Source organism: Paucilactobacillus vaccinostercus DSM 20634 (assembly GCF_001436295.1).
Classification (GTDB): Bacteria; Bacillota; Bacilli; order Lactobacillales; family Lactobacillaceae; genus Paucilactobacillus; species Paucilactobacillus vaccinostercus.
Window position 1 is genome coordinate 117,161 of the sequence record NZ_AYYY01000014.1, and the last position, 21,272, is coordinate 138,432.

24 protein-coding genes are annotated in these 21,272 nt (G+C 48.5%); 7 read left to right on the forward strand and 17 right to left on the reverse strand.

The features are described 5' to 3' along the window. Positions 1-29: 29 nt before the first annotated feature. Together FC26_RS04075 and FC26_RS04080 are read right to left on the reverse strand one after the other, a co-directional pair. The gene (locus FC26_RS04075; RefSeq protein WP_057778055.1) at positions 30-830 is read right to left on the reverse strand and encodes a transporter substrate-binding domain-containing protein; all 801 of its coding nucleotides are present in this window, start codon (positions 828-830) and stop codon (positions 30-32) included. A 131-nt stretch (positions 831-961) separates the two neighbouring features. Then, positions 962-1,288 carry a hypothetical protein gene (locus FC26_RS04080; RefSeq protein WP_057778058.1) on the reverse strand — a complete coding sequence of 109 codons (327 nt, stop codon included), beginning with the start codon at positions 1,286-1,288 and terminating at the stop codon, positions 962-964. A 130-nt stretch (positions 1,289-1,418) separates the two neighbouring features. On the opposite strand from FC26_RS04080, the gene FC26_RS04085 reads away from it, so the two are divergent. Further along, positions 1,419-2,282, forward strand: a complete 864-nt coding sequence (locus tag FC26_RS04085) for a DegV family protein (RefSeq protein WP_057778060.1) — start codon at positions 1,419-1,421, stop codon at positions 2,280-2,282. 45 nt (positions 2,283-2,327) lie between these two features. On the opposite strand, the gene hisC is transcribed toward FC26_RS04085, so the two are convergent. The 13 genes from hisC to FC26_RS04150 form a co-directional block, all read right to left on the reverse strand. Continuing rightward, complete coding sequence (hisC, locus tag FC26_RS04090; RefSeq protein ID WP_057778062.1) at positions 2,328-3,395, reverse strand: histidinol-phosphate transaminase; 1,068 nt, start codon at positions 3,393-3,395, stop codon at positions 2,328-2,330. A gap of 41 nt (positions 3,396-3,436) precedes the next feature. Further along, positions 3,437-3,772, reverse strand: coding sequence for a phosphoribosyl-AMP cyclohydrolase (gene hisI, locus FC26_RS04095; protein WP_191978874.1), 336 nt, complete (start codon positions 3,770-3,772; stop codon positions 3,437-3,439). Beyond that, the gene (gene hisF, locus FC26_RS04100) at positions 3,769-4,527 is read right to left on the reverse strand and encodes an imidazole glycerol phosphate synthase subunit HisF (RefSeq protein WP_057778064.1); all 759 of its coding nucleotides are present in this window, start codon (positions 4,525-4,527) and stop codon (positions 3,769-3,771) included. The genes hisI and hisF overlap by 4 nt, the downstream gene beginning before the upstream one ends. Next, positions 4,527-5,240 carry a 1-(5-phosphoribosyl)-5-[(5-phosphoribosylamino)methylideneamino]imidazole-4-carboxamide isomerase gene (hisA, locus tag FC26_RS04105; RefSeq protein WP_057778066.1) on the reverse strand — a complete coding sequence of 238 codons (714 nt, stop codon included), beginning with the start codon at positions 5,238-5,240 and terminating at the stop codon, positions 4,527-4,529. The genes hisF and hisA overlap by 1 nt, the downstream gene beginning before the upstream one ends. After that, positions 5,221-5,850, reverse strand: a complete 630-nt coding sequence (gene hisH / locus FC26_RS04110) for an imidazole glycerol phosphate synthase subunit HisH (RefSeq protein ID WP_057778068.1) — start codon at positions 5,848-5,850, stop codon at positions 5,221-5,223. Before hisH ends, hisA begins: the two co-directional genes overlap by 20 nt. Further along, positions 5,850-6,434: an imidazoleglycerol-phosphate dehydratase HisB gene (gene hisB / locus FC26_RS04115; protein ID WP_057778070.1), complete on the reverse strand. Its 585-nt coding sequence runs from the start codon at positions 6,432-6,434 to the stop codon at positions 5,850-5,852. Before hisB ends, hisH begins: the two co-directional genes overlap by 1 nt. 1 nt (position 6,435) lies before the next feature. Next, complete coding sequence (hisD, locus tag FC26_RS04120) at positions 6,436-7,713, reverse strand: histidinol dehydrogenase (RefSeq protein ID WP_057778096.1); 1,278 nt, start codon at positions 7,711-7,713, stop codon at positions 6,436-6,438. A 21-nt stretch (positions 7,714-7,734) separates the two neighbouring features. After that, on the reverse strand, positions 7,735-8,379 hold the full coding sequence (hisG, locus tag FC26_RS04125) for an ATP phosphoribosyltransferase (RefSeq protein ID WP_057778072.1): 645 nt from the start codon (positions 8,377-8,379) through the stop codon (positions 7,735-7,737). Then, positions 8,376-9,524: an ATP phosphoribosyltransferase regulatory subunit gene (locus FC26_RS04130; protein WP_057778073.1), complete on the reverse strand. Its 1,149-nt coding sequence runs from the start codon at positions 9,522-9,524 to the stop codon at positions 8,376-8,378. The genes hisG and FC26_RS04130 overlap by 4 nt, the downstream gene beginning before the upstream one ends. Before the next feature lie 415 nt (positions 9,525-9,939). Continuing rightward, positions 9,940-10,791: a histidinol-phosphatase HisJ gene (gene hisJ, locus FC26_RS04135; protein WP_057778075.1), complete on the reverse strand. Its 852-nt coding sequence runs from the start codon at positions 10,789-10,791 to the stop codon at positions 9,940-9,942. Positions 10,792-10,968: 177 nt separating this feature from the next. Then, positions 10,969-11,289, reverse strand: coding sequence for a heavy metal-binding domain-containing protein (locus FC26_RS04140; RefSeq protein WP_057778077.1), 321 nt, complete (start codon positions 11,287-11,289; stop codon positions 10,969-10,971). A 58-nt stretch (positions 11,290-11,347) separates the two neighbouring features. Further along, the gene (locus FC26_RS04145) at positions 11,348-12,277 is read right to left on the reverse strand and encodes a DMT family transporter (protein ID WP_057778079.1); all 930 of its coding nucleotides are present in this window, start codon (positions 12,275-12,277) and stop codon (positions 11,348-11,350) included. A 12-nt stretch (positions 12,278-12,289) separates the two neighbouring features. Next, positions 12,290-12,691 (reverse strand): MarR family winged helix-turn-helix transcriptional regulator, encoded by a 402-nt coding sequence (locus FC26_RS04150; protein WP_057778081.1) that lies wholly within the window; start codon positions 12,689-12,691, stop codon positions 12,290-12,292. A gap of 100 nt (positions 12,692-12,791) precedes the next feature. On the opposite strand from FC26_RS04150, the gene FC26_RS04155 reads away from it, so the two are divergent. The 5 genes from FC26_RS04155 (at position 12,792) to lrgB (ending at position 17,198) form a co-directional block, all read left to right on the forward strand. Continuing rightward, entirely contained in the window at positions 12,792-13,349 is a 558-nt protein-coding gene (locus FC26_RS04155) for a LysE family transporter (RefSeq protein WP_057778083.1), read from the forward strand. 66 nt (positions 13,350-13,415) lie between these two features. Beyond that, positions 13,416-15,161: a sensor histidine kinase gene (locus FC26_RS04160; protein ID WP_057778098.1), complete on the forward strand. Its 1,746-nt coding sequence runs from the start codon at positions 13,416-13,418 to the stop codon at positions 15,159-15,161. Further along, positions 15,161-15,871: a LytR/AlgR family response regulator transcription factor gene (locus tag FC26_RS04165; protein ID WP_057778085.1), complete on the forward strand. Its 711-nt coding sequence runs from the start codon at positions 15,161-15,163 to the stop codon at positions 15,869-15,871. The genes FC26_RS04160 and FC26_RS04165 overlap by 1 nt, the downstream gene beginning before the upstream one ends. 129 nt (positions 15,872-16,000) lie before the next feature. Then, on the forward strand, positions 16,001-16,477 hold the full coding sequence (locus tag FC26_RS04170; RefSeq protein ID WP_083483743.1) for a CidA/LrgA family protein: 477 nt from the start codon (positions 16,001-16,003) through the stop codon (positions 16,475-16,477). Continuing rightward, the gene (gene lrgB / locus FC26_RS04175; RefSeq protein ID WP_057778087.1) at positions 16,470-17,198 is read left to right on the forward strand and encodes an antiholin-like protein LrgB; all 729 of its coding nucleotides are present in this window, start codon (positions 16,470-16,472) and stop codon (positions 17,196-17,198) included. The genes FC26_RS04170 and lrgB overlap by 8 nt, the downstream gene beginning before the upstream one ends. Positions 17,199-17,252: 54 nt before the next feature. Here lrgB and codA read toward each other — a convergent pair whose 3' ends face one another. Further along, entirely contained in the window at positions 17,253-18,488 is a 1,236-nt protein-coding gene (gene codA / locus FC26_RS04180; protein WP_057778088.1) for a cytosine deaminase, read from the reverse strand. A gap of 50 nt (positions 18,489-18,538) precedes the next feature. Next, entirely contained in the window at positions 18,539-19,903 is a 1,365-nt protein-coding gene (locus FC26_RS04185) for a cytosine permease (protein ID WP_268872648.1), read from the reverse strand. A 402-nt stretch (positions 19,904-20,305) separates the two neighbouring features. Between FC26_RS04185 and FC26_RS04190 the strand changes: the two genes are divergently transcribed. Further along, the gene (locus FC26_RS04190) at positions 20,306-21,157 is read left to right on the forward strand and encodes a DMT family transporter (RefSeq protein ID WP_057778090.1); all 852 of its coding nucleotides are present in this window, start codon (positions 20,306-20,308) and stop codon (positions 21,155-21,157) included. Positions 21,158-21,272: the final 115 nt, after the last annotated feature.

Genomic DNA, 21,272 nt, shown 5'->3' on the forward strand with positions numbered 1-21,272 from the left:
TAATTGCATGAAACGTTACAGATTACCCATTATTTTTGTGTAATGTCATCCGTAAAGTACTTCTCTGACAGTTTCTTCAACGTGCCATCATCTCGAAGTTCCTTGAGCGCTTTATTGATCTTCTTCTTCAAACCAGGGTTATCCTTGGCCATCAAAACGGCCACCTTGGCTGGTTCAACCTTGCTGTCAGGTACGAGCGTGTACTTAAAGTCATTCTTAGCCGACGGATTGTCCTTCAAGTAGGCCAGATAGGCTTCACGAGAGTTCAAGGTTCCTTCTACTCGACCCTGTTTAATTAATGATAACGTTGATGAAAATTCACTGTTTGGCACAATCTTAGCCCCAAACTTTTCGGCGACGGTCTCGTTATTAGTCCCAGTTCCAACCGCAATTTTCTTACCCTTGATATCATCAATTGACTTGATTGACGTGTTGTCCTTCTTTGTGACCAATACTTCACGTGAGTAAATGTACGGTGTTGAGAAGGCGTACTTCTTTTGCCGTTGCTTCGTCACCGTCACGTTGTTGAGGACGACATCAAACTTCTTGTCGCCAACTCCCGCAATCAGTGAATCCCACTTGGTTGGCACGAATTTAACTTTCAAATTTTCTTTTTTGGCAATATCTCTAGCAAGTTCCACTTCGAAACCCGTTAATTTACCATTTTCCCGGTATGAATAGGGTGCAAACGTCCCTTCCAGTCCCACGGTGAGTGTGCCAGAAGTTTTTAGTTGGGCCTTGTTGCTAGAGGTTTTCCCACACGCGGTGAGCACCAATGCCACTGCGAGCCCCATTGTGATAATCCCAATTGTTTTTAACCACTTGTGCATGATACTTCCTCCTATAATGGCGTTGCCAATTTTGCAAACAACGCGTACGTAAAGATAATACCATGTTTGATCTAAAAACTCATCGCAAAACACTTACTTTTTGTTAAAATTAGTGTTTCCCGAGCCCCATACTACCGTGAGCCAACGACCCGATGAGCCAGATCTTCTAATCGCAGCATTGTTTTGTCCGCGTTTGTGCGAAAATCCTGCTCAAAATCAGCCTGTTCAGGATCTAGGCGACTAATTTCTTCACCCATTAAATCAAAAATTACCAGCTGGGCTCCGTCATACTTGACCGTATCGTAATGACCATCCAATTCCTGATCCACAAAAATTTGTAGTGCATCAAGAACCGCTTGGTTAATCACTTCTTTTTCCGTGGTTTCACGACCGCGGGTTTTTAGTAAGGCCACGCGCATGGCCACTTCTTCTAAGTTTTCTGGTACTTCCACACTCATGCTAATTTCCTCCTTAAACTCACTAATCACCATTATAACAACTTTTGTTGATCATATGGCGTTATTATTGCGTTTGCGATTTCGGCGCGTATAATGGAGCGTACAATTTCGTGACACGAAAGGAGTCCCAATGAAAACAGCAATTGTGACCGATAGTGCCGCATATATTGATCCGGCATTGGTCGCCCAATATCAGATCACGGTAGTTCCCATTACCGTCATTTTTAATGACCACCCCTACCTAGAAAACGTGGAGATCGATTCACCGACCTTTTTTGAAAAGCTCAGAACCGAAAAGGCGTTGCCCACAACTGCGCAAATCACAATGGGCCAGATGAAAGCCACGTACGATCGTCTTGCTGACGCTGGCTTCGATGAAATCATCTCAATTCACCTCTCGTCGGGCATTACCGGTTTCTTTGATAACCTCCAAATGTTTATCCGAGAATACACCCGAATTCCCGTCTACGCGTTTGACTCCAAAATCGCCAGTGCTGGCGAGGCCAACATGGCCCTACTCGCCGGCCGCCTAGTTGCTAAGGGCATGTCGGCAGAGGCGATTATTCCCTTGCTCCAACGGCTCCGCGATTCCACCGACGTCTTTTTCATGGTTGACGATCTCAATCATCTGCTCCGGACTGGTCGTATTTCAAATAGTTCCGCCATTATTGGTAACCTATTACGTATCAAGCCATTATTAACCTTCAACGATCAGGGACAGATTATCGTCGCCGGTAAGGAACGGACCGTCAAGCGGGCGTTTAGCAAAATTATGACTCATTTGACCACCGCCGCAGCGCAGACTAACTATCCATTACGTGCCACCGTCATCGACGCCAATGATCCGGCCGGTAGTGAACAATGGGTCGCAGCCGTGCACCACCAATTTCCTAACATCCCCGTCGATATCAGCCATCTCGGCCCCGTCATCAGCGTTCATACGGGAGAAAAAACGATGGGCCTGCTGTGGTCGTTAGACTGGCAAAAAATGTAAGTAAATAGGATGTGACTTAATCAGGTCACATCCTATTTATTTTGTTCAGTTTAAACACTGTAACAATAATTGCTGAATTCGCAGATTATCCGCGGGTTCCCCAATCGTTAGCCGAAGCCATCCCGGACGCAATCCGTTACGAATGAGAAAACCATTTTGTAACAGAAAGTCGCTGACCCGATCTGCTTCGGGAACCGTGAAGAACAAGAAATTAGTCTGACTGTGGTAGAACTGAATCCCGTTTTGGCGGAAAAAGGCTTCCCACTTCTCCCGCTCAGCCACCGTCTTGGCGACCGTCGCAGTCACAAAGTCCTGATCTCGCAGTCCTGTGAGCGCCGCCGTCTGTGAAATAGAATTTAAATTGTAAGGCGGCCGAACCGATTGAATATAGCTCGCCAACCGGAGCGGAAAAATACCGAATCCCACCCGAAAGTTGGCTAAACCATAAACTTTCGAAAACGTCTTGAGCACGATGACGTTATCTTGCTGCCCGGGCAAATCCAAGACGGATGGATTGGCCTCATCGGTAACGTATTCCAGATAGGCCTCGTCAACAATGACCAAGACATCGGCGGGCACCTCACGAACAAACCGTTTAATGTCAGCCTTTGTTTCATACGTTCCCGTCGGGTTATTCGGATTACACAACCAAATCATCTTGGTTTTATCGGTAATCGCCGCCAGTAGGGCTTCAAAATCGATCTGCCCATCATCCTTGGTTGGAACTTCGACGGGGACCGCCTCCTCAATCTCGGCGTTGATCATATATTCGGAGAAGGTGGGCACGTTGACGAGCACTTCGTCGCCGTCGGTCAAAAAAGTTCGATTCAAAAGACTAATAATTTCGTCCAACCCACAGCCAAACACTAATTGTGCTGGATTAACATCGTAAAAATCACTGACTGCGTCTCGTAGCTGGGCCGCCGCCCCATCGGGATAGCGATTGCTTTCAAACGCGGTGGTTTGAAGCATCGTCGCAATCCGCGGCGACGTGCCATACGGGTTTTCATTGGCTGATAATCGCACAACCCGTTTCAATTGCAGCCGCTTTTTTAGTTCATCTAAGGGTTCTTCGGGTACATATGGCTTTAACTGACTAATACTTTTTTTCATTGGTGGACCCCCTCCTGTTGTATTACTTGGCCGTGTTACGGTTAGTAGACCGTTTCGTCTGAATCGTCAATCGTTCTGAAGAAACAGCTTTCGTGATTAGTGTGGCACGCCGGGCCCTGCTTATCGACCTTGATCACCACGGTATCTAAATCACAATCAATTTTAATTTCGACCACCCGCTGGGTATGGCCCGAACTCTCCCCCTTGTTCCAAAGGGTCTGGCGTGAGCGGGACCAAAACCACGTGGTGTGTGTTTCAATCGTTTTATCAAAACTAGCTTGGTTCATGTAGGCCAACATCAAGACTTCATTGGTCGTATTATCCACAATGATGGCGGGCATGAGTCCCGTTTGGGCATCAAACCGTGGTTGAATCATCGTACGGTCACCCCCGCATCTGCTAAGTGTTGCTTAACCTCACTAATTGTCAGCTCACCATAGTGGAAAACGGAGGCGGCCAACGCTGCGTCAACTTTGGTATCCCGGAAAATTTCGCTAAAATCGCTTACCTGACCACAGCCTCCCGAAGCAATGACCGGCACCGTCGCAACCTGATCAATTGCCTGGTACAACCGCACGTCAAACCCCTGCTTGGTGCCATCGGCATCCATACTCGTAATTAATAATTCTCCGGCACCCAGCTGTTGCACGCGCTCAACCCAGTCAATCGCATTCAGCCCCGTATTCTGGCGGCCACCATTGATCACCACGTCAAACTGGTGGGTCGCAGCATTCCATTTTGTATCAATCGCCACCACAATGCACTGACTGCCAAACTTCTCGGCACCATCGTGAATCAGCTCCGGATGGTGTACCGCCGCGGAATTGAGCGATACCTTATCGGCGCCCGCCCGTAACATTTTTTGCATATCGGTTACTCTGCGGATCCCACCACCCACTGTGAGGGGCATGAAAACTTGTGATGAGACCTGTTCGATAACGTCGGCCATCGTTTGCCGCTGCTCATTAGTGGCCGTAATATCTAAAAATACGAGTTCATCGGCACCCTGTTGCTGGTATTTCGCCGCAATTTCGGCGGGATCGCCAACGTCTTTCAGGTCCACGAAATTAACGCCTTTTTTCACACGACCATCATCCACGTCCAAGCATGGAATAATTCGTTTCGCTAACATTAATTCACCGCCTTTAACTCAGCTAGAGTCATACCACCAGCAGCCAGCGCCTTACCAATCACCGCACTTTGAATCCCGTGGGTCCTGAGATCCTGCAAGTCCGCAATGCTCCGAATCCCGCCGGAAGCAATGATTTCAGCGGTGGAAAATTGCTGTTGCAGTTTCACTAACAGTGCCACGTTGGGCCCCTGCATCGTGCCATCACGGTCAATATCGGTCACGATGAAGTGCCGGACACCGTATCCAACCATCTGATCAATCAGCTCGGCCATCGAAACCGTGGCCGTATCGAGCCAACCATGGGTGGCAACCATCTCGTGGCGGCCATCCACCCCGACGACAACTTTAGCAGCCCCAAATTCAGCGACAGCCTGTTGTACCATTTCTGGCTGTTTGATTGCGGCCGATCCGATAATCACCCGCGAAATCCCCAATTCCAAAAACTGGCGAATTTGCTCAAGTGATCGAATACCGCCCCCTAGCTCAATCGCCAAGTTTGTTTGGGCGACCAACTGCTTAATCACCGCCAAATTTTGTGGATTACCGGCCTTGGCGCCGTCTAGGTCCACGAGGTGTAAGGCAGTTAAGCCGGCTTGTTCGATCGCCTGTGCTTGCGTCAGTGGATCAGCGTTAATAAGTGTTTTTTGATCAAAATCACCCTGATAAAGGCGGACACTTTGTCCGTTAGATAAATCAATTGCGGGAATCCACATACGTTTGCACCATCCTTTTGAAATCTGTCAGTAACTTCAAGCCCACCGTTGCACTCTTCTCGGGATGAAACTGCATCCCCACAACGTTATCTTGTTGCACAATACTGGGAATCAGCACCCCGTAGTCCACGCCGGCCGTGATAATTGCTTGGGGACAGTCAGCGTAATAGGAATGCACAAAGTAGGTGTACTGCCCCGTCGCCGACTGGGCAAACTGGCTTGCTTTATCGAACACGCGGTTTTGGTTCCACCCCATTTCTGGCACCTTCAACTCGGCCGTCGCGGGAATCGCCTTGATACGGCCGGGAAGCAGGCCGAGCCCGGCATGATCGCCAAACTCTTCACTGCGTTCAAACAGGAGTTGCATCCCCAAACAGATCCCCAGCAATGGGATCTGACGATGAACCGCCTGCTGGATAACCGGGATCAGATTCCGCTGATCAAGGGCCTCCATTGCCTTCGCAAACGCCCCGACTCCAGGTAAGATGAGCCCATCCGCGGCCAAAATTTCGGCCGGATCGGCGGTCAGCTGACTCTCAAGCCCCACATAATCGAGGGCCTTAATTAAGTTACGGATATTTCCCGTGTCGTAGTCAATGACGGCAATCATTAGATGACCCCTTTCGTCGAGTTCACACCTTGAATGGCTGGATTAATTGTGACAGCCGCCCGCATTGCCCGTCCCAACGCCTTAAAGAGGCATTCGATCTTGTGGTGCGTGTTGCGGCCGTATAAAATTTCGGCGTGCAAATTCATTAATGCCGTGAAGGCAAAACCTTGAAAAAAGTCCTCGACCGTCTCTGTTTCAAAGGTTCCCAGCCGTGGATTTTCCAATTCGGCCTTGAAGACCAGATACGGCCGACCACTCAAATCCACAACGATGCGGCCTAACGTCTCATCCATTGGAACCAGGGCGCTCCCGTACCGTTCAATGCCAACCTTATTGCCCAGAGCCTCTCTGAAGCATTCGCCTAACGTAATGCCCACGTCTTCCGTGGTGTGGTGCGGATCAACGTTCAAATCACCGGTTGCTTGGACCTTAAGCCCAAACCGGCCGTGCTTGGCAAACAGAGTTAACATGTGATCTAAAAAGCCGATACCGGTGTCGATTTGGCTTTCAAACTGATCATCTAAGTTTAATTCAATGGTAATTTGGGTTTCCTTCGTTTCACGTGTCACACTTGCTGTTCTCATTTTAGTTTTCCTCCCGTGCTTCAATGGCGCGTGCGTGTCCTTCAAGTCCCTCAACCCGGGCGAGCTTCGTCACGTATTGCGCCTCTTGTGCAAGGGCCGCACCGGTGTATTGGATAAACTGGGTCCGCTTAACAAAATCGTAAACCCCGACTGGTGATGAGAAACGGGCCGTGCCTGAGGTGGGTAAAATGTGATTGGGACCAGCCACGTAATCTCCCAGTGGTTCAGAGGCGTATTGGCCTAGGAAGACGGAACCCGCATTCTTGATTTGACTCAAATAGTCTGTAGGATTGGGCAACTGAACTTCCAAATGTTCTGGCGCGATCGCGTTCATCAGGGTAAAGAGATCATCAATCGTTGGTAGTACGGCAATAAAGCCCTGTTCTTCCACCGCCGTCCGGGCAATTTCTTCTCGTGGTAATGTCTGAAGCTGCGCCTCAACTTCGGCAGAAACGGCTTGCGCCAGCTGTTCGCTGTTCGTGACCAGAATCGGCCGCGCCCGTTTATCATGTTCCGCCTGCGACAGGAGGTCCGCCGCAATCTGCTTGGGTTTCGCGCTTTCGTCGGCAATAATCCCAATTTCAGATGGACCGGCAATCATATCAATGGCGACCTGTCCAAAGACCATCTTTTTCGCCGTTGCCACATAAATGTTACCAGGACCCAAAATCTTGTCGACGCGAGGCACACTCTGGGTTCCGTAGGCCAATGCCGCAATCGCTTGGGCGCCGCCTAATTGAAAGACATCGTCGACCCCGGCAATCTTCGCCGCGGCTAACACGGCTGGGTTAATCCCATCTTTTTGCGGTGGTGTCACCATTACTAAGCGGTTAACCCCCGCCAACTTCGCGGGAACGGCATTCATCAACACACTAGATGGATAGGCTGCCGTACCACCGGGAACGTATAATCCGACCGTGGCTAACGGAATCACCTTTTGCCCCCGAATCACACCGGGCTTTTCGGCATCTACAAAGCCGTACTCAATTTCTTTCTTGTGAAAACTCGTAATATTGGCCTTCGCCACTTCGAGGGCTTCTTTGAGGTCGGGATCGAGATTTTCGTAGGCGGCATCGATAGTGGCATCATCTAAGCGAAACTGGGTTAAGTCGACTTGGTCAAATTGCTTTTCATAATCGCGGACTGCATCATCACCATTTTTTTGAACGTTTTCGATAATGGCACGAACCCGTTGTTCAATCTCAGGATCGGTCAAGCCGGCCGTTCGTTGACTCACTTGTTGTAATTGGTTTTCGAGGGTATCAGTAATAATTTTCATCATGGTAGATCCTTTCTTTAGTTAGACGTTTTCGGGTTGGGTAATCACAGCATTGAGACGGTCAACAAGATCAAAAATGGCCTTCCGATGCTGCTTTAACGACATGGGGTTGACAACGATCCGGGTCGAAACGGGTTGTAAGCGGTCGTATATCTGCAACCGATTTTCACGAAGCGTGGTCCCCGTTTCGGTAATATCGACGATGGCATCGGCCATCCCGATCAGGGGTGCCAGTTCGACGGAGCCTTCAATTTTGACGACCTCGACATCTTCTCCCCGTTCGGCAAAATACCGCTGGGTAATCAAGGGATACTTGGTCCCAATCACCTTCCGTTTGGAGGCTTTTGGGTCGAAATCGGCGGTCGACGCCAATACAAATTGACACTTGCCGATCCCCAAATCCAATAACTCGTATGCCTGACTTTGTTGTTCGGTTAAAATATCGCTACCGACGATGCCAATATCAACAGCCCCTTGTGACAGGTAGGTCGACACATCCGGCCCCTTTGCCAAGATAACGGTGTACGGATCGTCTGGAAGATCAAAAATCAGTTTTCGCTGTTTGTCCCTTACCGGCGCCATATTAAAGCCGGCTGCTTCCATGAGCGGAACGGTTTGTTTCTCCACCCGGCCCTTGGTCAGGGCAATTTTAATGCGGTCTGTCATATTGATGCCTCCTTCGTTAAATCTAACAACCGACCCTCGTGGGCATCGGCAATCTGCTGCGCTTGCTCGCGGCTATCAGCCAAACACAGTTGCGCACGATCCAGTGTCATTAATTTCTGCTCGGCTAGCGCCCACTGTTGATCATCAAAGTAGATGTACGTCATTGGTTGCGTGGGTGCCGTCGCCTGCTTAATCTCAACTAGCCGTTCAATATCGATGCCCAGCCCGATCGCCGCGACGTTGGTCTCTTGAAAGTGAGCTAGTAAATGATCGTAGCGGCCACCACTGAACAGGTAACTGGATGAATGATCGCTGTACGCCTGGAACGTAATCCCCGTGTAGTAGTCCTGGGGCGCCTTGGCACTCAGGTCAATCTGAACATCCTGCTCCCCGAACTTATCGGCCAGCCATGCGACAATCTGTCGTAGTTCATCCAGTTCTCGTTGAATAACCGCTGGGAAGGTAAACTGACTGACCGTTTCAAGGACCGTCGCCGCCGGCCCAAACAACCGAGGCCAAATTCGAAGTAGTGGGTACAATGCTGCCTTTTCAAACGGGGCAATCAACTGATTGTATTGCGTCACCTGCTTTTGGAAGAGCGCATCCTCGATTTGACGGACTTGACGTTCATCAGCAACCAACGATTCGAGAATTAACTTCGCAAACCGCGCAATTCCCAGTTCCAGTTGCACACCGGTCAGGGCCAATCGATCACTCAACTGCATCATCATCACGAGACATTCTTGTTCCGCCTTCACGCTATCAAACCCGATTAATTCGGCACCGGCCTGGGTCATTTCGTCTTGTGATCCGGACAGCGCGCGGTTAATCCGAAAAATATCGCCGGTATAGTAAAACTTAGCGGGGAGCTTAATATTGGTTGAGCTAATCACCCGCGCCAACGGTAACGTCAAATCCGGTCGTAACACGACCATATTGCCATCGGCGGCTAAAAACTTGAACAACTTTTTCTGGCCGACGTCGTAGTCCTCAAATACATCTTGGTACTCAACGACCGGTGTAATTACTTTTTCAAATCCCCGTTTAGCAAAGTACCGCTGAATGGTGGCAACAATTTGTTCCTTAATCTGGGCTGAAGCTCCAAGCTCATCTCGAACCCCGCTGGGCAACTGGTTACGCATCATGTTCATTTCCTCCTCGTCAATAAAAAACAAAAAAATCCTCGCAACAGAAACTTAATTCTGTTACGAGGACGATAAAATCGCGGTCCCACCTCATTTTCCAACCACCTTACGATGACTAGCTCATGTTGGCAAAAACTGTCAACGCTGGTAACGGTCGCACCGGATCATAGTAACAACTTCGATCGGTTCATAGCTGTGAGTTCGACAACGGGACGCTGTTTTGGCTTCCAATCGATGACCAAAACTCCCTGTTCGCGGTGATCCGTGTCTACTAGACTAATCAAAACTTTTCATTGTTTTTTAATCTTGATTTAATTTATCTAACATACTACTCGTATTTTAACGCTTGTCAAGCATTTAAATGTGAAACTTGCGGTTATTTTCTCATAATTACACCGTGCTATATGAGAGCCTCTCATTCATGACTCGTTGGTGCGACCCACCGTTCAATCTGATGGTAGCCGTGGCCCACTTCTTGAATACTATGCGCATCCGAACCAAACACCAGTGGAATTTGCATTTCCTGTGCCAGCTTAATGATCCACCGATCTGGGTAAACCTCGTTACAATATTCCTTGTACAGGCCGGCCGTATTCAGATCGATTTGATAATGCCGATCGCGAATTTCCTTTAGAATCCGCAACATTAACTGCTTATTTGCTGAGTTAAACTGACGCGGGAGGTTAAACCAATCCTGATACTTCCGAATGAGAGTCAAATGCCCCATGCGCTGCGGTTTATAGGCGCCAAGGTCGGCCGTCACGGCTTGGTACTCCAGCTGCAAAAAGTGGTGAAACAAAGTTTGTGGTTGGTGTAAATCAGCCGCAAAGCCCTTGGCAAAGTCCGCCGTGGTGTAGTCAACACACCAAAACTTATCATGCGTCCCAGGCATAAAATGGACGGATAAGATATTATCCTGAGTGCGCGATCCGTACCGGTTCAAAAAGTCGGTCGTCCAGTCCTCAAAACCGGGTAAGTAATCCACCTCAAACCCGACGTTAACTTTAATCTGCTGTGCATACTTCGCCTGCATCCGTTGGGCAAATTCCAAGTAGGGAACCACCTGATCTGCCGTCAGTGACGCCGTGACCAAACCCTCTAGTTCTCCCTCAAAAACATGCTTAAATGCCGGTGGCAACGGTGCGTGTTCCGTGATGCTATACTCAGTAAAGCCCATTTTAATGGCCTTCTCAATCATCTGTTGCGCGTTATCCCCACTACCATGGGGACAAAATTGGGTATGCGTGTGTCCGTCTTTTTTTACCATCCGTGGCCCTCCTACTTGAGCATTCTTTGCTCTTATTCTAAGTGATAAATAAAAAAAAAACAACGCATTTTTGCCAGCAATGATTATTACTGGTCCAAATACATTGTTTTTTCTTTTGCGCATTCGCACGCCCGTTTTAGTAGACCGCAAGAGACTCGGTCTCACTTTTCCACGCCGCTACTTAAACTTCACTGCCGTCCCATATGCGGCAACTGATTGCATATCTGCACTAATCGATCCCGAATCAAAGCGCATCATCACAACCGCATCCGCACCCATCGCGGCCGCGTTCGTTCTCAATCGGTCAATCGCCACGTCGCGGGCCTCCACCATCATCTGTGTGTAATCTTTGATTTCACCACCGACAATATTTTTGAGTCCGGCACCAATGTTACGAACAATGTTTTTCGACTGGGTCGTCAATCCAAAAACTTCCCCGATAATCTCGTACTCTTGCCCCGGAATCCTTTCCGTAGTTGTTACTAACATATCGCTCATCGTCATCCCCCATTTCTAACTTTATGATAGCGTATTCAGGGAACGAACACAATTGAACTTAGAGTTTCACGTTCGGATTATGTGGTACCGGATGTTTCAGGCGTTTTTTAGCTGGCAGTGTCTGCAAGAACGTGGTCATCAACACCAGTGTCGCACCGATAATTTCAGCAACGCCAAACCGCGTGCCAAACACTAAGATCGACACAAACGTGGCCGTGAGCGGTTCGAAAACCCCGAGCATCCCAACCGTCGTTGGCGCCAAATATTTCAAACTTTGAATATACAGCAAATAGGCCCCCATCGTTCCAAACACCGTCACAAACAAGGTCCCCAGCACCACCACCATCGTGAGCTTGGGCCAGGACTGAAATAGTGTCGTTGGGAACATTAAAACGCCCGCAAACAGCATGGCCCAGCCGGTCACAATCCGAGCATTATAATGTTTCAAAAGCTCACGGGGGAGCAACGTGTACAGAGCCGCCCCCACGCCGGCCCCAAGGCCCCACCAGACCCCAGCCGGTGAAATGGCCAATGAATTCCAATGCCCCTGCGTTACAAGCAAGTAAGTTCCCACCACCGCAAGCACAATCGAAATCACATCCACTCGCCGGGGCAACTGATGATGCCGCAGCGCTAGGTAAATAATGATTAATATGGGCCCCGAATACTGAATAATCGTGGCGGTAGGGGCATTACTCGTTTTAACCGCCGAAAAATATGTATATTGGGATACTAGCACGCCCAGCAACCCAAACGCGAGCAGCTGGCCGATCATCTTTGGCTGGTGCCAGACGCTCATCATCTCCCGCCGCTGGGTTAGCAGGCACCAGACTAGGAGTAACAGCCCCGAACCAATGAGCCGCATGCCTACCAGCCAGTGCGGTGTAATATCTGGCAGCGTAAAGAGGTACTCGGCCACGTTCCCCGAAACACCCCAAAACACCGGCCCTAAAATCGCGCATAGTAATCCCTTTTGTTTAGTTGTCACAAATGTGTCTCCCTACACCTTTAGTTTATTGAGCAACTGGTTCAGCTGTTCCCGTTCAGCTGGCGATAAATCCGCTAACAATTGATCCGACTTTCGTTGCTCAAACGCATGCAATTCTGGATAAATCCGTTCACCACGCTTTGTCGGATATACCCGCTTAATTTTAAGGTTATCCTGATCATTTGCCAACCGCAAATACCCCATTTCGGTCAGCTTCTTAACCGTGCGAAAACTAGTTGTCCGATCAATTTGCATGCTATCAGCCAGTTCTCCCAAAAACATTCCCGGCTGTTCCACCACCCGAATAATGTAGATGAATAGGTTATTATTCAACCGTTGGTCCTTAAAATACTGGTTCGATTCAATCTGAATGAGACGGGTAATGGCCCCGATGCGCCGAATAATATCAAACATAATTGGACTCCTTTCATTGCAATTGCAATTATAGCATGCTAGAATAGCGAATAATACATATCATTGCATATGCAATCAAAAGAAGAGAAGGTTACTACATATGGTTGGATTTTTAACGTTTGTCACAGTTATGTCGTTTACTCCCGGTCCCAATACCATCATGGCAATGACGGAGGGGCAGACGAAGGGCTTTCGTCGCGGACTCGTCTTTAATTTTGGTATTTTAGTCGGGCTCCTTGTTATCGGGGGGATCATTTCCGTGTTCTCATCGCTTTTTCAGCACTATCCGCTCGTCATTTTAATGCTCAAACTCATCGGATCGGCCTACCTCCTATATCTGGCTTACCACGTTGCCATCTCTAAGCCGGGAGAAAACGCCTCGGCTGGCGATCACCCCTTTCTGACGGGCGCGCTTCTGCAAACCACTAACATTAAGTGTTACCTGTACTTTGTTACGGGGATGAGCACCTTCATGATTACCGGTGTCTGGGGGAGCCTCCCCTCTAAATTTGCACTGATGATTTTAATCGGCATTCTCGGTACCTTAACTTGGACCCTGGCTGGCCAATTAATTCAACGCTTTTATCAGGCCCACTACCGGTTGCTTAACGGTTGCGTCGCACTCCTGCTGGTGTACAGCGTTTACGATCTTTGGTAAGCCATGCGATGTCACAACTTCTGATTTTTTGATAAGATAGTCTTAATCAGGAGGCGCTTCATGCAAATGCTAAATTTATCGCTACTCATGCTTGAACGAGTCGGAATTGTCATTATTTTGGCCTTTCTCCTCGTCAACGTGCGACCGTTTCGGCAACTACTATTCGCGCAACGGACCATTTCCAATAAAATCAATTTAATTATCATTTTTGCTTTCTTCGCCATTATTTCTAACATCACCGGTATCGAAATTGATAGCCAAAATCATTTAGTTTCAACGGGAATTTTACTTAACCTGCCTGACGAAAATTCAATTGCCAACACCCGTCTGCTTGCCGTGACCGTTTCTGGTATCATTGGTGGCCCCTCGGTAGGTGCGGTTGTCGGTCTCATCGCTGGCCTTCACCGGGTAATTCAGGGAGGCTTGGCAGCGTGGTTTTATATTCCGAGTTCCGCCATCATCGGGGGCCTCGCCGGTATCTTTTACCACCGCCGCGCTTCAAAGCCGCAGCCAATGATGCTCATGAGTCCCACGCAAGGAATCGTCGTGGGCTTTGCCATGGAAGTCATCCAAATGCTGTTCATTTTACTGTTCAGTCCCACTGGATGGCAGTTGGTCAAATTCATTGCGATCCCGATGATCACCATTAACGCGCTAGGCACCTTTATTTTTCTATCAATTATTGACCTATTTTTAACCCAAGAACAGGAAATGCGGGCCGTCCAAACGCACGATGTGCTGGAACTTGCAGACCGTACGTTACCTTATTTTCGCGCTGGGTTAAACCAACAATCCGCGGCAAGTGTGGCTAAAATCATCAAGGAATACACGAATTTTTCGGCGATTAGTTTGACGACGACCACGGAAATTTTAGCCCACGTTGGCGCCGGTAGCGACCACCACGTTGCGGGAGCCGCCATTGTGACCCGCTTATCCTCAGAAGCCATTCAACATAACGAAATTCGGATCGCTCACAGCAAAGCAGAGATCGGCTGTTCCCATCCCGACTGTCCGCTGGAGGCCGCGATTGTTATTCCGTTAGATGTTAACCAACAGGTGGTTGGCACACTTAAAATGTACTCCACCGATGCGGCCCGTCTAACGCCGGTCGAGGAACAACTCGCGCGTGGATTAGCGTCCATCTTTTCGAGCCAGATTGCGCTGGGGGCCGCAGAAAACCAGTCGAAACTTGTCAAAGATGCGGAGATTAAGTCCCTTCAAGCTCAAATTAACCCCCACTTTTTCTTCAACGCCATTAACACGATTTCGGCAACTATCCGTCACGATACCGAAAAAGCACGGAGCTTATTAATTCAATTAAGCACCTACTTTCGATCCAATTTAGTTGGCGTGCGCGAAACCGAAATCACCTTGGCACAGGAACAAGCTCACGTGAATGCCTATTTGACCCTTGAGCAGACCCGGTTCCCAGATAAATATCAAATTAAGTTTGATTTTCAAACTAACGAGCATGTCATGCTGCCACCCTTTACGATTCAGGTTCTCGTCGAAAACGCGATTAAACACGCCTTTGTCGGAAAAGCGAGTGGCAATCAAATTAGAATTAGCGTGACCCAAGTAGCCCAACAATTAAAAATTGAAGTCGCGGACAACGGCAGCGGGATTAACCCCGCCCTCATTCAGCAACTGGGAAAACAACCGATTGCCTCGACCCATGGTAGTGGCACCGCGTTACAGAACCTGAACCAACGGTTGACGGGCCTCTACGGACAAGCTAGTCACCTTCAGTTTCAGTCAACGCCTCACGGCACCACTGTGACCACCTATATTCCCTTAAAGGAGCATGCCTAATGCAAATTTTAATTGTTGACGATGAACCGCTTGCGAGAGAAGAGTTACGCTACCTACTAGAACAAAACCAACACGTTAGTCAAATTTTTGAAGCCGCCGATGTCGCCACGGCGCAACGTCAGTTGATGAATCAACAGGTAGACCTAGTATTTTTGGATATTCAGTTGGGAGCCGATAACGGGTTTACCTTAGCCAAACGGCTGAAGGATATTTCTGCCCGCCCCCGCATCATTTTTGCGACCGCGTACGATCAATATGCCCTCGACGCGTTTAACGCTAACGCCCTCGACTACATCTTGAAACCTTTTGAACAAAGTCGAGTTGATGAAGCCATTCAAAAGGGCCTCTCCACGCAGCAAAAAGTACCTAATTTTCAGGATCATAATCCCCGGATTTCCATCACTAGCGAGGATAAAACAAACATCATTAATAAGACCGATATCATCTACGCCTTTGTGGAACAGGGCGCCTTGATTATTCAAACCACCAGCGCCCGTTACCAAACACGCCAAACACTCGTTCATCTACAAAATCAGCTGGATCCTCACCGGTTTATGCAGGTTCACAGAAGCTACATCGTTAATTTAGATCAGGTCTTTCAGACGGAACCGAGCTTCAATCACACCTACGAATTAACCATGGTCAACGGCGATAAAATTCCGGTTGGTCGGGCCTACGTGGCCGCCATGAAAACGGCCTTAGGCATGTAACGGGATTGTTCATCCCCCGCTGAGGGTTGTTCAACCGTAAACTGGGTTATTTAGCCGTGAAAAGCATCACAAATAGCGATTTTTACTTACAATAAAGTAAAGATCGCTATTTTGATAGGAGGAATTCTTATGACTCAAAAACAGACTGATTCAAGGCAACCAAAGTCGGCCCCCATTCTCGTTCAAATGGGGATTTTCGCCGCCGTCCTGTTTGTTTCTAGTTTAATTTCACCCTTATTTCCGGCTAGTTTTCCGGTTCCCACTCCCGTGATTGGGTTGATCCTGCTATATCTGCTACTCACTTGCCACATTGTGAAGCTGGAATGGGTCGATAATTTTGGTAGTTTTCTCATCAGTATGATCGGCTTCTTGTTCGTCCCATCAGGGATTTCACTGGCTACTAGCCTCGATACCATGGCAAAATCAGGTATTCAAATTATTATCGTCATTATCATTTCCACCGTTCTCATGCTGGTCATTACCGCTTATACGGCGCGTTTCTTAATTTTACTCCACAATAAATTGCAATCATCACGATCAGCCCATCAATCAACCACGTTCAAACACCACTCGCCATTCAAAAAGGAGGTTTCTAATAATGACTGAAGCACTCTCACAACCCTTATTCGGGATCTTTTTATCACTAGCCGTTTTCTTAATTGGCCAATGGTTATTTAAAGTTGGTAAGGGCTTCTTCCTCTTTCAACCCCTATTCGTCGGAATGGTCCTAGGTATTATCATGCTCGTGATCATCGGTCACCTCCTGCATACTTCGACCATTGAGGTGTACACCAAATACTATAAGCCGGGTGGCGATATTGTCTTCTGGTTCCTAACGCCGGCAACAATTGCCTTTGCCATTCCACTATATAAACGTAACGATATCGTCAAGAAATACTGGTTTGAAATTCTCCTCTCCCTCATCATCGGTTCCATTATCTCGTTATTCCTGATTTACTACGTCGCTAAGGGGTTGGGCCTTGATCGGACTTCCATCGCGGCCATGCTTCCCCAAGCAGCCACAACCGCCATCGCGCTTCCAATTTCAACCGCGATTGGTGGCAATGCTTCAATCACGGCCATGGCGGTGATTCTCAATGCTGTCATCATTTACGCACTGGGCGATTGGCTGATCAAAATCTTTCACCTTAACCAATCTGAAATCGGGGCCGGTCTTGGTCTAGGGACGGCCGGCCACACCATTGGCTCTGCCAAAGCACTGGAACTAGGCTCCGTGCAGGGATCGATGGCATCGATTGCCGTCGTGATCATCGGGGTCGTCGTCGATCTTGTTGTACCGTCGGTCGCACGCATCCTCGGACTTTAATATAGTAAAAAACAATCAGCAGTCAAAAGTTTGACGCGCTGATTGTTTTTTTGATTAAAAGTTTAATTTAACTTGTTTTGGTTGTGTTTCAACGAGAACTCGCCCCTGACGAATCGAGTACAGCACTTCAGCATGCTCATTTAGCGCATCATAGAAATTCGTTTGGTTCAGCAAAATACAGTTGGCTGGTTTTCCAACCGCAATTCCATAGTGATCGCTAATGTGCAGCGTCTTGGCGGCGTTGTTCGTTACGAACTGGTACGCATTTTGAATCTGCGTGTAGCCCATCAACTGACCAGCCAAAATCCCAATTTGGACCTGATCCAACATATTGCCATTTCCCATGGGATACCAAGGATCCTTAATGTCATCTTCACCAAATGAAACGTTAATTCCGGCTTCGGAAAGTTCCTTAATCCGTGTCATACTCCGTCGTTTAGGATAGGTATCAAACCGGCCTCCCAAATGAAGGTTCACCTCCGGATTGCAGACAAAGTTGACGTTCGCCATTTGTAACAACCGGAATAGTTTGTAACAGTAGGCATCGTCATACGATCCCATCGCCGTTGTGTGACTCGCAGTCACATGATCGCCCAATCCGGTTTCGTACGCCAACGTTGCCAAAACTTCCAGGTTACGAGAGTTCGGATCGTCAATCTCATCACAATGCACGTCAATTAAGCGATCATACTTTTCCGCCAAGCCGACGATGAACTTGAGGGAGTCCACCCCGTAATCCCGGGTAAATTCATAGTGGGGAATGCCACCAATGACATCTACCCCCATTTTAACCGCCTGCTCCATCAGTTCCTTGCCATGGGGAAACGACAAAATACCGGACTGCGGGAAGGCCACCAATTGTAAATCAACCACATCTTTGACTTCGTCGCGCACCTCTAGTAGGGCTTCTAGCGCCGTTAAATTCGGGTCCGTTACGTCCACATGGCTGCGTACAATTTGAATGCCATTTGCGACTTGTTCCCGAATGGTAGCCTTGGCCCGTTGCTTGACGTCCGCCTTTGTCAGCGTCTTGCGTCGTTCACTCCAAATTCGAATGCCGTCAAATAAGGTTCCCGTTTCGTTCCATTCTGGTTGGCCCGCGGTACGCGTGGCGTCCAAATGAACGTGGGAATCAATCAGTGGCGGTAGCAACAATTTGCCAGCACCATCGATGACTCGTTCGCCATCACGGGCATCAATCGTCTCCTCAATAGCCACAAAGCGACCATCTTCAATGCGGATATCTTGCACCTGATCATTTGATTCAATATGCACGTTTTTGATTAACATGGTTCCCCTCCTGAATACTATCCGTTGTCCCCAACTAACTGATCACGACACTAGGCAGCTTTGCGCCACATGCTTATCTTCATGATACCATAATAAATCACGGCCACGATGAGCATTACCGGATAAGCAGCCCCCACCGTTTGGTCAAACCAGGTAATTTTTTGCAAACCAAGGTAGAAGACCACACCCAGTGCCCAGCACAGAAAGGCCCACCAGTTGATCCCCATTCGATACCAGAAGGGGCCATCGGCGTTGGTTAAGTCTGCCATCGAGTAGTGTCCATGATGCAAAATAAAGAAGTCCACACACATAATGCTCATCCAAGGTCCCAAAATCATCCCCAAAACATCCAAGAAGGCGGTAAAGGTGTCAAGGAAGCTCCCGACCACCATCGGAATCATGGTCACAAATGTGGCCACCACCGTTACAATCCAAAGTGCCACTTTCAAACTAACCTTGGGCATCATGTTATTCAAGGCGGAGCCGGCAGCTTGCAGGTTAACCGCGTTCGCCGTCATACTCGTCAAAATAATGACGACCATGGCCAGCGCCCCCAAACCGAGTTTGGCCGCAATGGTACTTGGATCAGAGTTGTTGGCGTCATACACGCCTGAGGTAATCGCAATGCTGATCGTCGCAAATAGCCCGACAAAGGCAAACCATAGTACCCCGATCAAAGCGCCCCAAAAAGGCGCCGTGGTAGCCACGGACTTCTTGTTTGTGAACCGGGTAAAGTCCGCGCCAGCAGTCACCCACGCTAAGTTAAAGGCGGCTAATGAGTCGAGGGCTGAGCCAAATGACATCCGTTGTTTAACGGGGACCACCCAGTTACTAATTTCGTGAAACGAAGTCTGTCGGAACACAACGATTGTTTCCCAGACCACAAAGGCAAAAACCAAAATCATGCCGATTCGTTCGATCAACTGCACGGAGCGTTGGCCGGCCATCACACTAATCAAGTGCAGTACACTCATGATGACGATCCCAAACAATAAACTCCAGTTCCCACCTGGCTTGCCATATACAGGCCAACCAAACAGGCTGTTACATAAATAAGAAATTGATGTGGCTGCAATAAACGTGTTCACGGCCGTCCACCCGATAAACTGAATCAGGTTGACAACCGATGGACCCACGCTACCGCGAATCCCGAAGGCCGCCCGGGAGAGTCCCGTCGTTGTTACCCCAGTTTTGTAACCAATCAGACCCACTAATGCCAAAAAAACATAGGCAACGGCTGAGCCAACAATGAGTGCCTTAACCCCGCCCCAGAGGCCACACGCAGCAATCACACCACCAATAAACCAGGTCCCGTTGTTGGCATTCGCGCCAACCCACGTCGCAAACATATCCCAGTAATTCATGTGCCGGTGCTTTGGTGCAATGCTTTCCAGCGGATAACGAGTTGCTTTCAATTCTTCCACATCCTCACGATTTTTTTAATTCCTCATAACATGTTAAAGCATTGGCTTTCAGAATTAAAGCATTTTCTTAACAATATCTACAAAAAAGATCATGAATGTTTGGATTTTGGTAAATCCGTTTACGTTGTAATATCGGAACATCCCACCATCAATCTGATTAAGATAGCGGATTCAAGCTTCAAAAATCGCCAATTTACTCGTCATTTATTGTATAACGTTCGCATTTTTCATTTCTGGTTTCGTTAATCCAACTTTCTCAAATATCACCTTCTGCTAACACGTCATCAGTCACTACTCACCAGCAGTCCTTAAATTAAGGTTGCGCCAATTTGGGCCTTAACTTTCCGCAAGAATTTATTATAATAGAATATAACTATTAGAGGAGTGTCCTACATGAAGCGTAAAACCATTAGCTTACTTATCATCGCCATGCTGGCTTCTTCCTTTGCGGCCATTTTCGTCAAATGGTCCCATGCGCCGGCCACCATCATCAGTATGTACCGGATGTACTTAGCCTGCGTGTTACTTGCGCCGATGGCTTGGATTCACCGTCATCAGTGGGCCAAACTCAGCCTTAAAGAATGGGGCTACCTCGTTTTAGCCGGTATTCTTTTGGCAACCCACTTCGCGCTCTGGTTCGAATCACTGAAGCTCACCACGGTCGCCAGTTCCATGATCATTACCGCCCTCCAACCCTTGGTTGCCCTTCTTGGCGGCTACTTGATCTACCATGAAACTACGAACATTCACGGTCTCCTTGCCATCGGCATCTCCATCCTCGGCATTGCCTTTGTGGCATGGGGCGATTTTGGTCAGCATCATCTGACCACATTGCTCGGCGACCTTCTGTCATTTTTGTGTATCATTGCGCTGGTCAGCTACATGCTCATCGGCCAGCACCACGTGAAGGAGATTTCGTTTTGGACGTATAGCTTCAGCGTCTTCCTCATTGCCGGGGTCACGCTCAACCTATTCAACCTAGTCACTCAGACCCCGATCGGTGGCTATTCGGGACACGACTGGCATATCTTCTGGCTCCTCGCCATCTTCCCCACGGCCGCCCACGTGATTTACAACTACCTCCTGAAATACGTCAATACCACCGTCATTTCCATGAGTATGCTGGGTGAGCCGGTTGGGGCCACCCTGCTCGCGATTCCCCTCCTTGGTGAAGTCGTCACTTTTTGGCAACTCGTCGGGGGCCTCATCGTATTAGGAGGGATCATCTTATATCTCAGGCGTTGAAGTCCAGTCCAAAAACGTGGCTGGGAAAAAACTATTAACCAGTCATTGAAATAAAAGGCCCTTTGGATTTTTTTCCAAAGGCCCTTTTTCTATGTACACAGGAAGTAAATTCCTG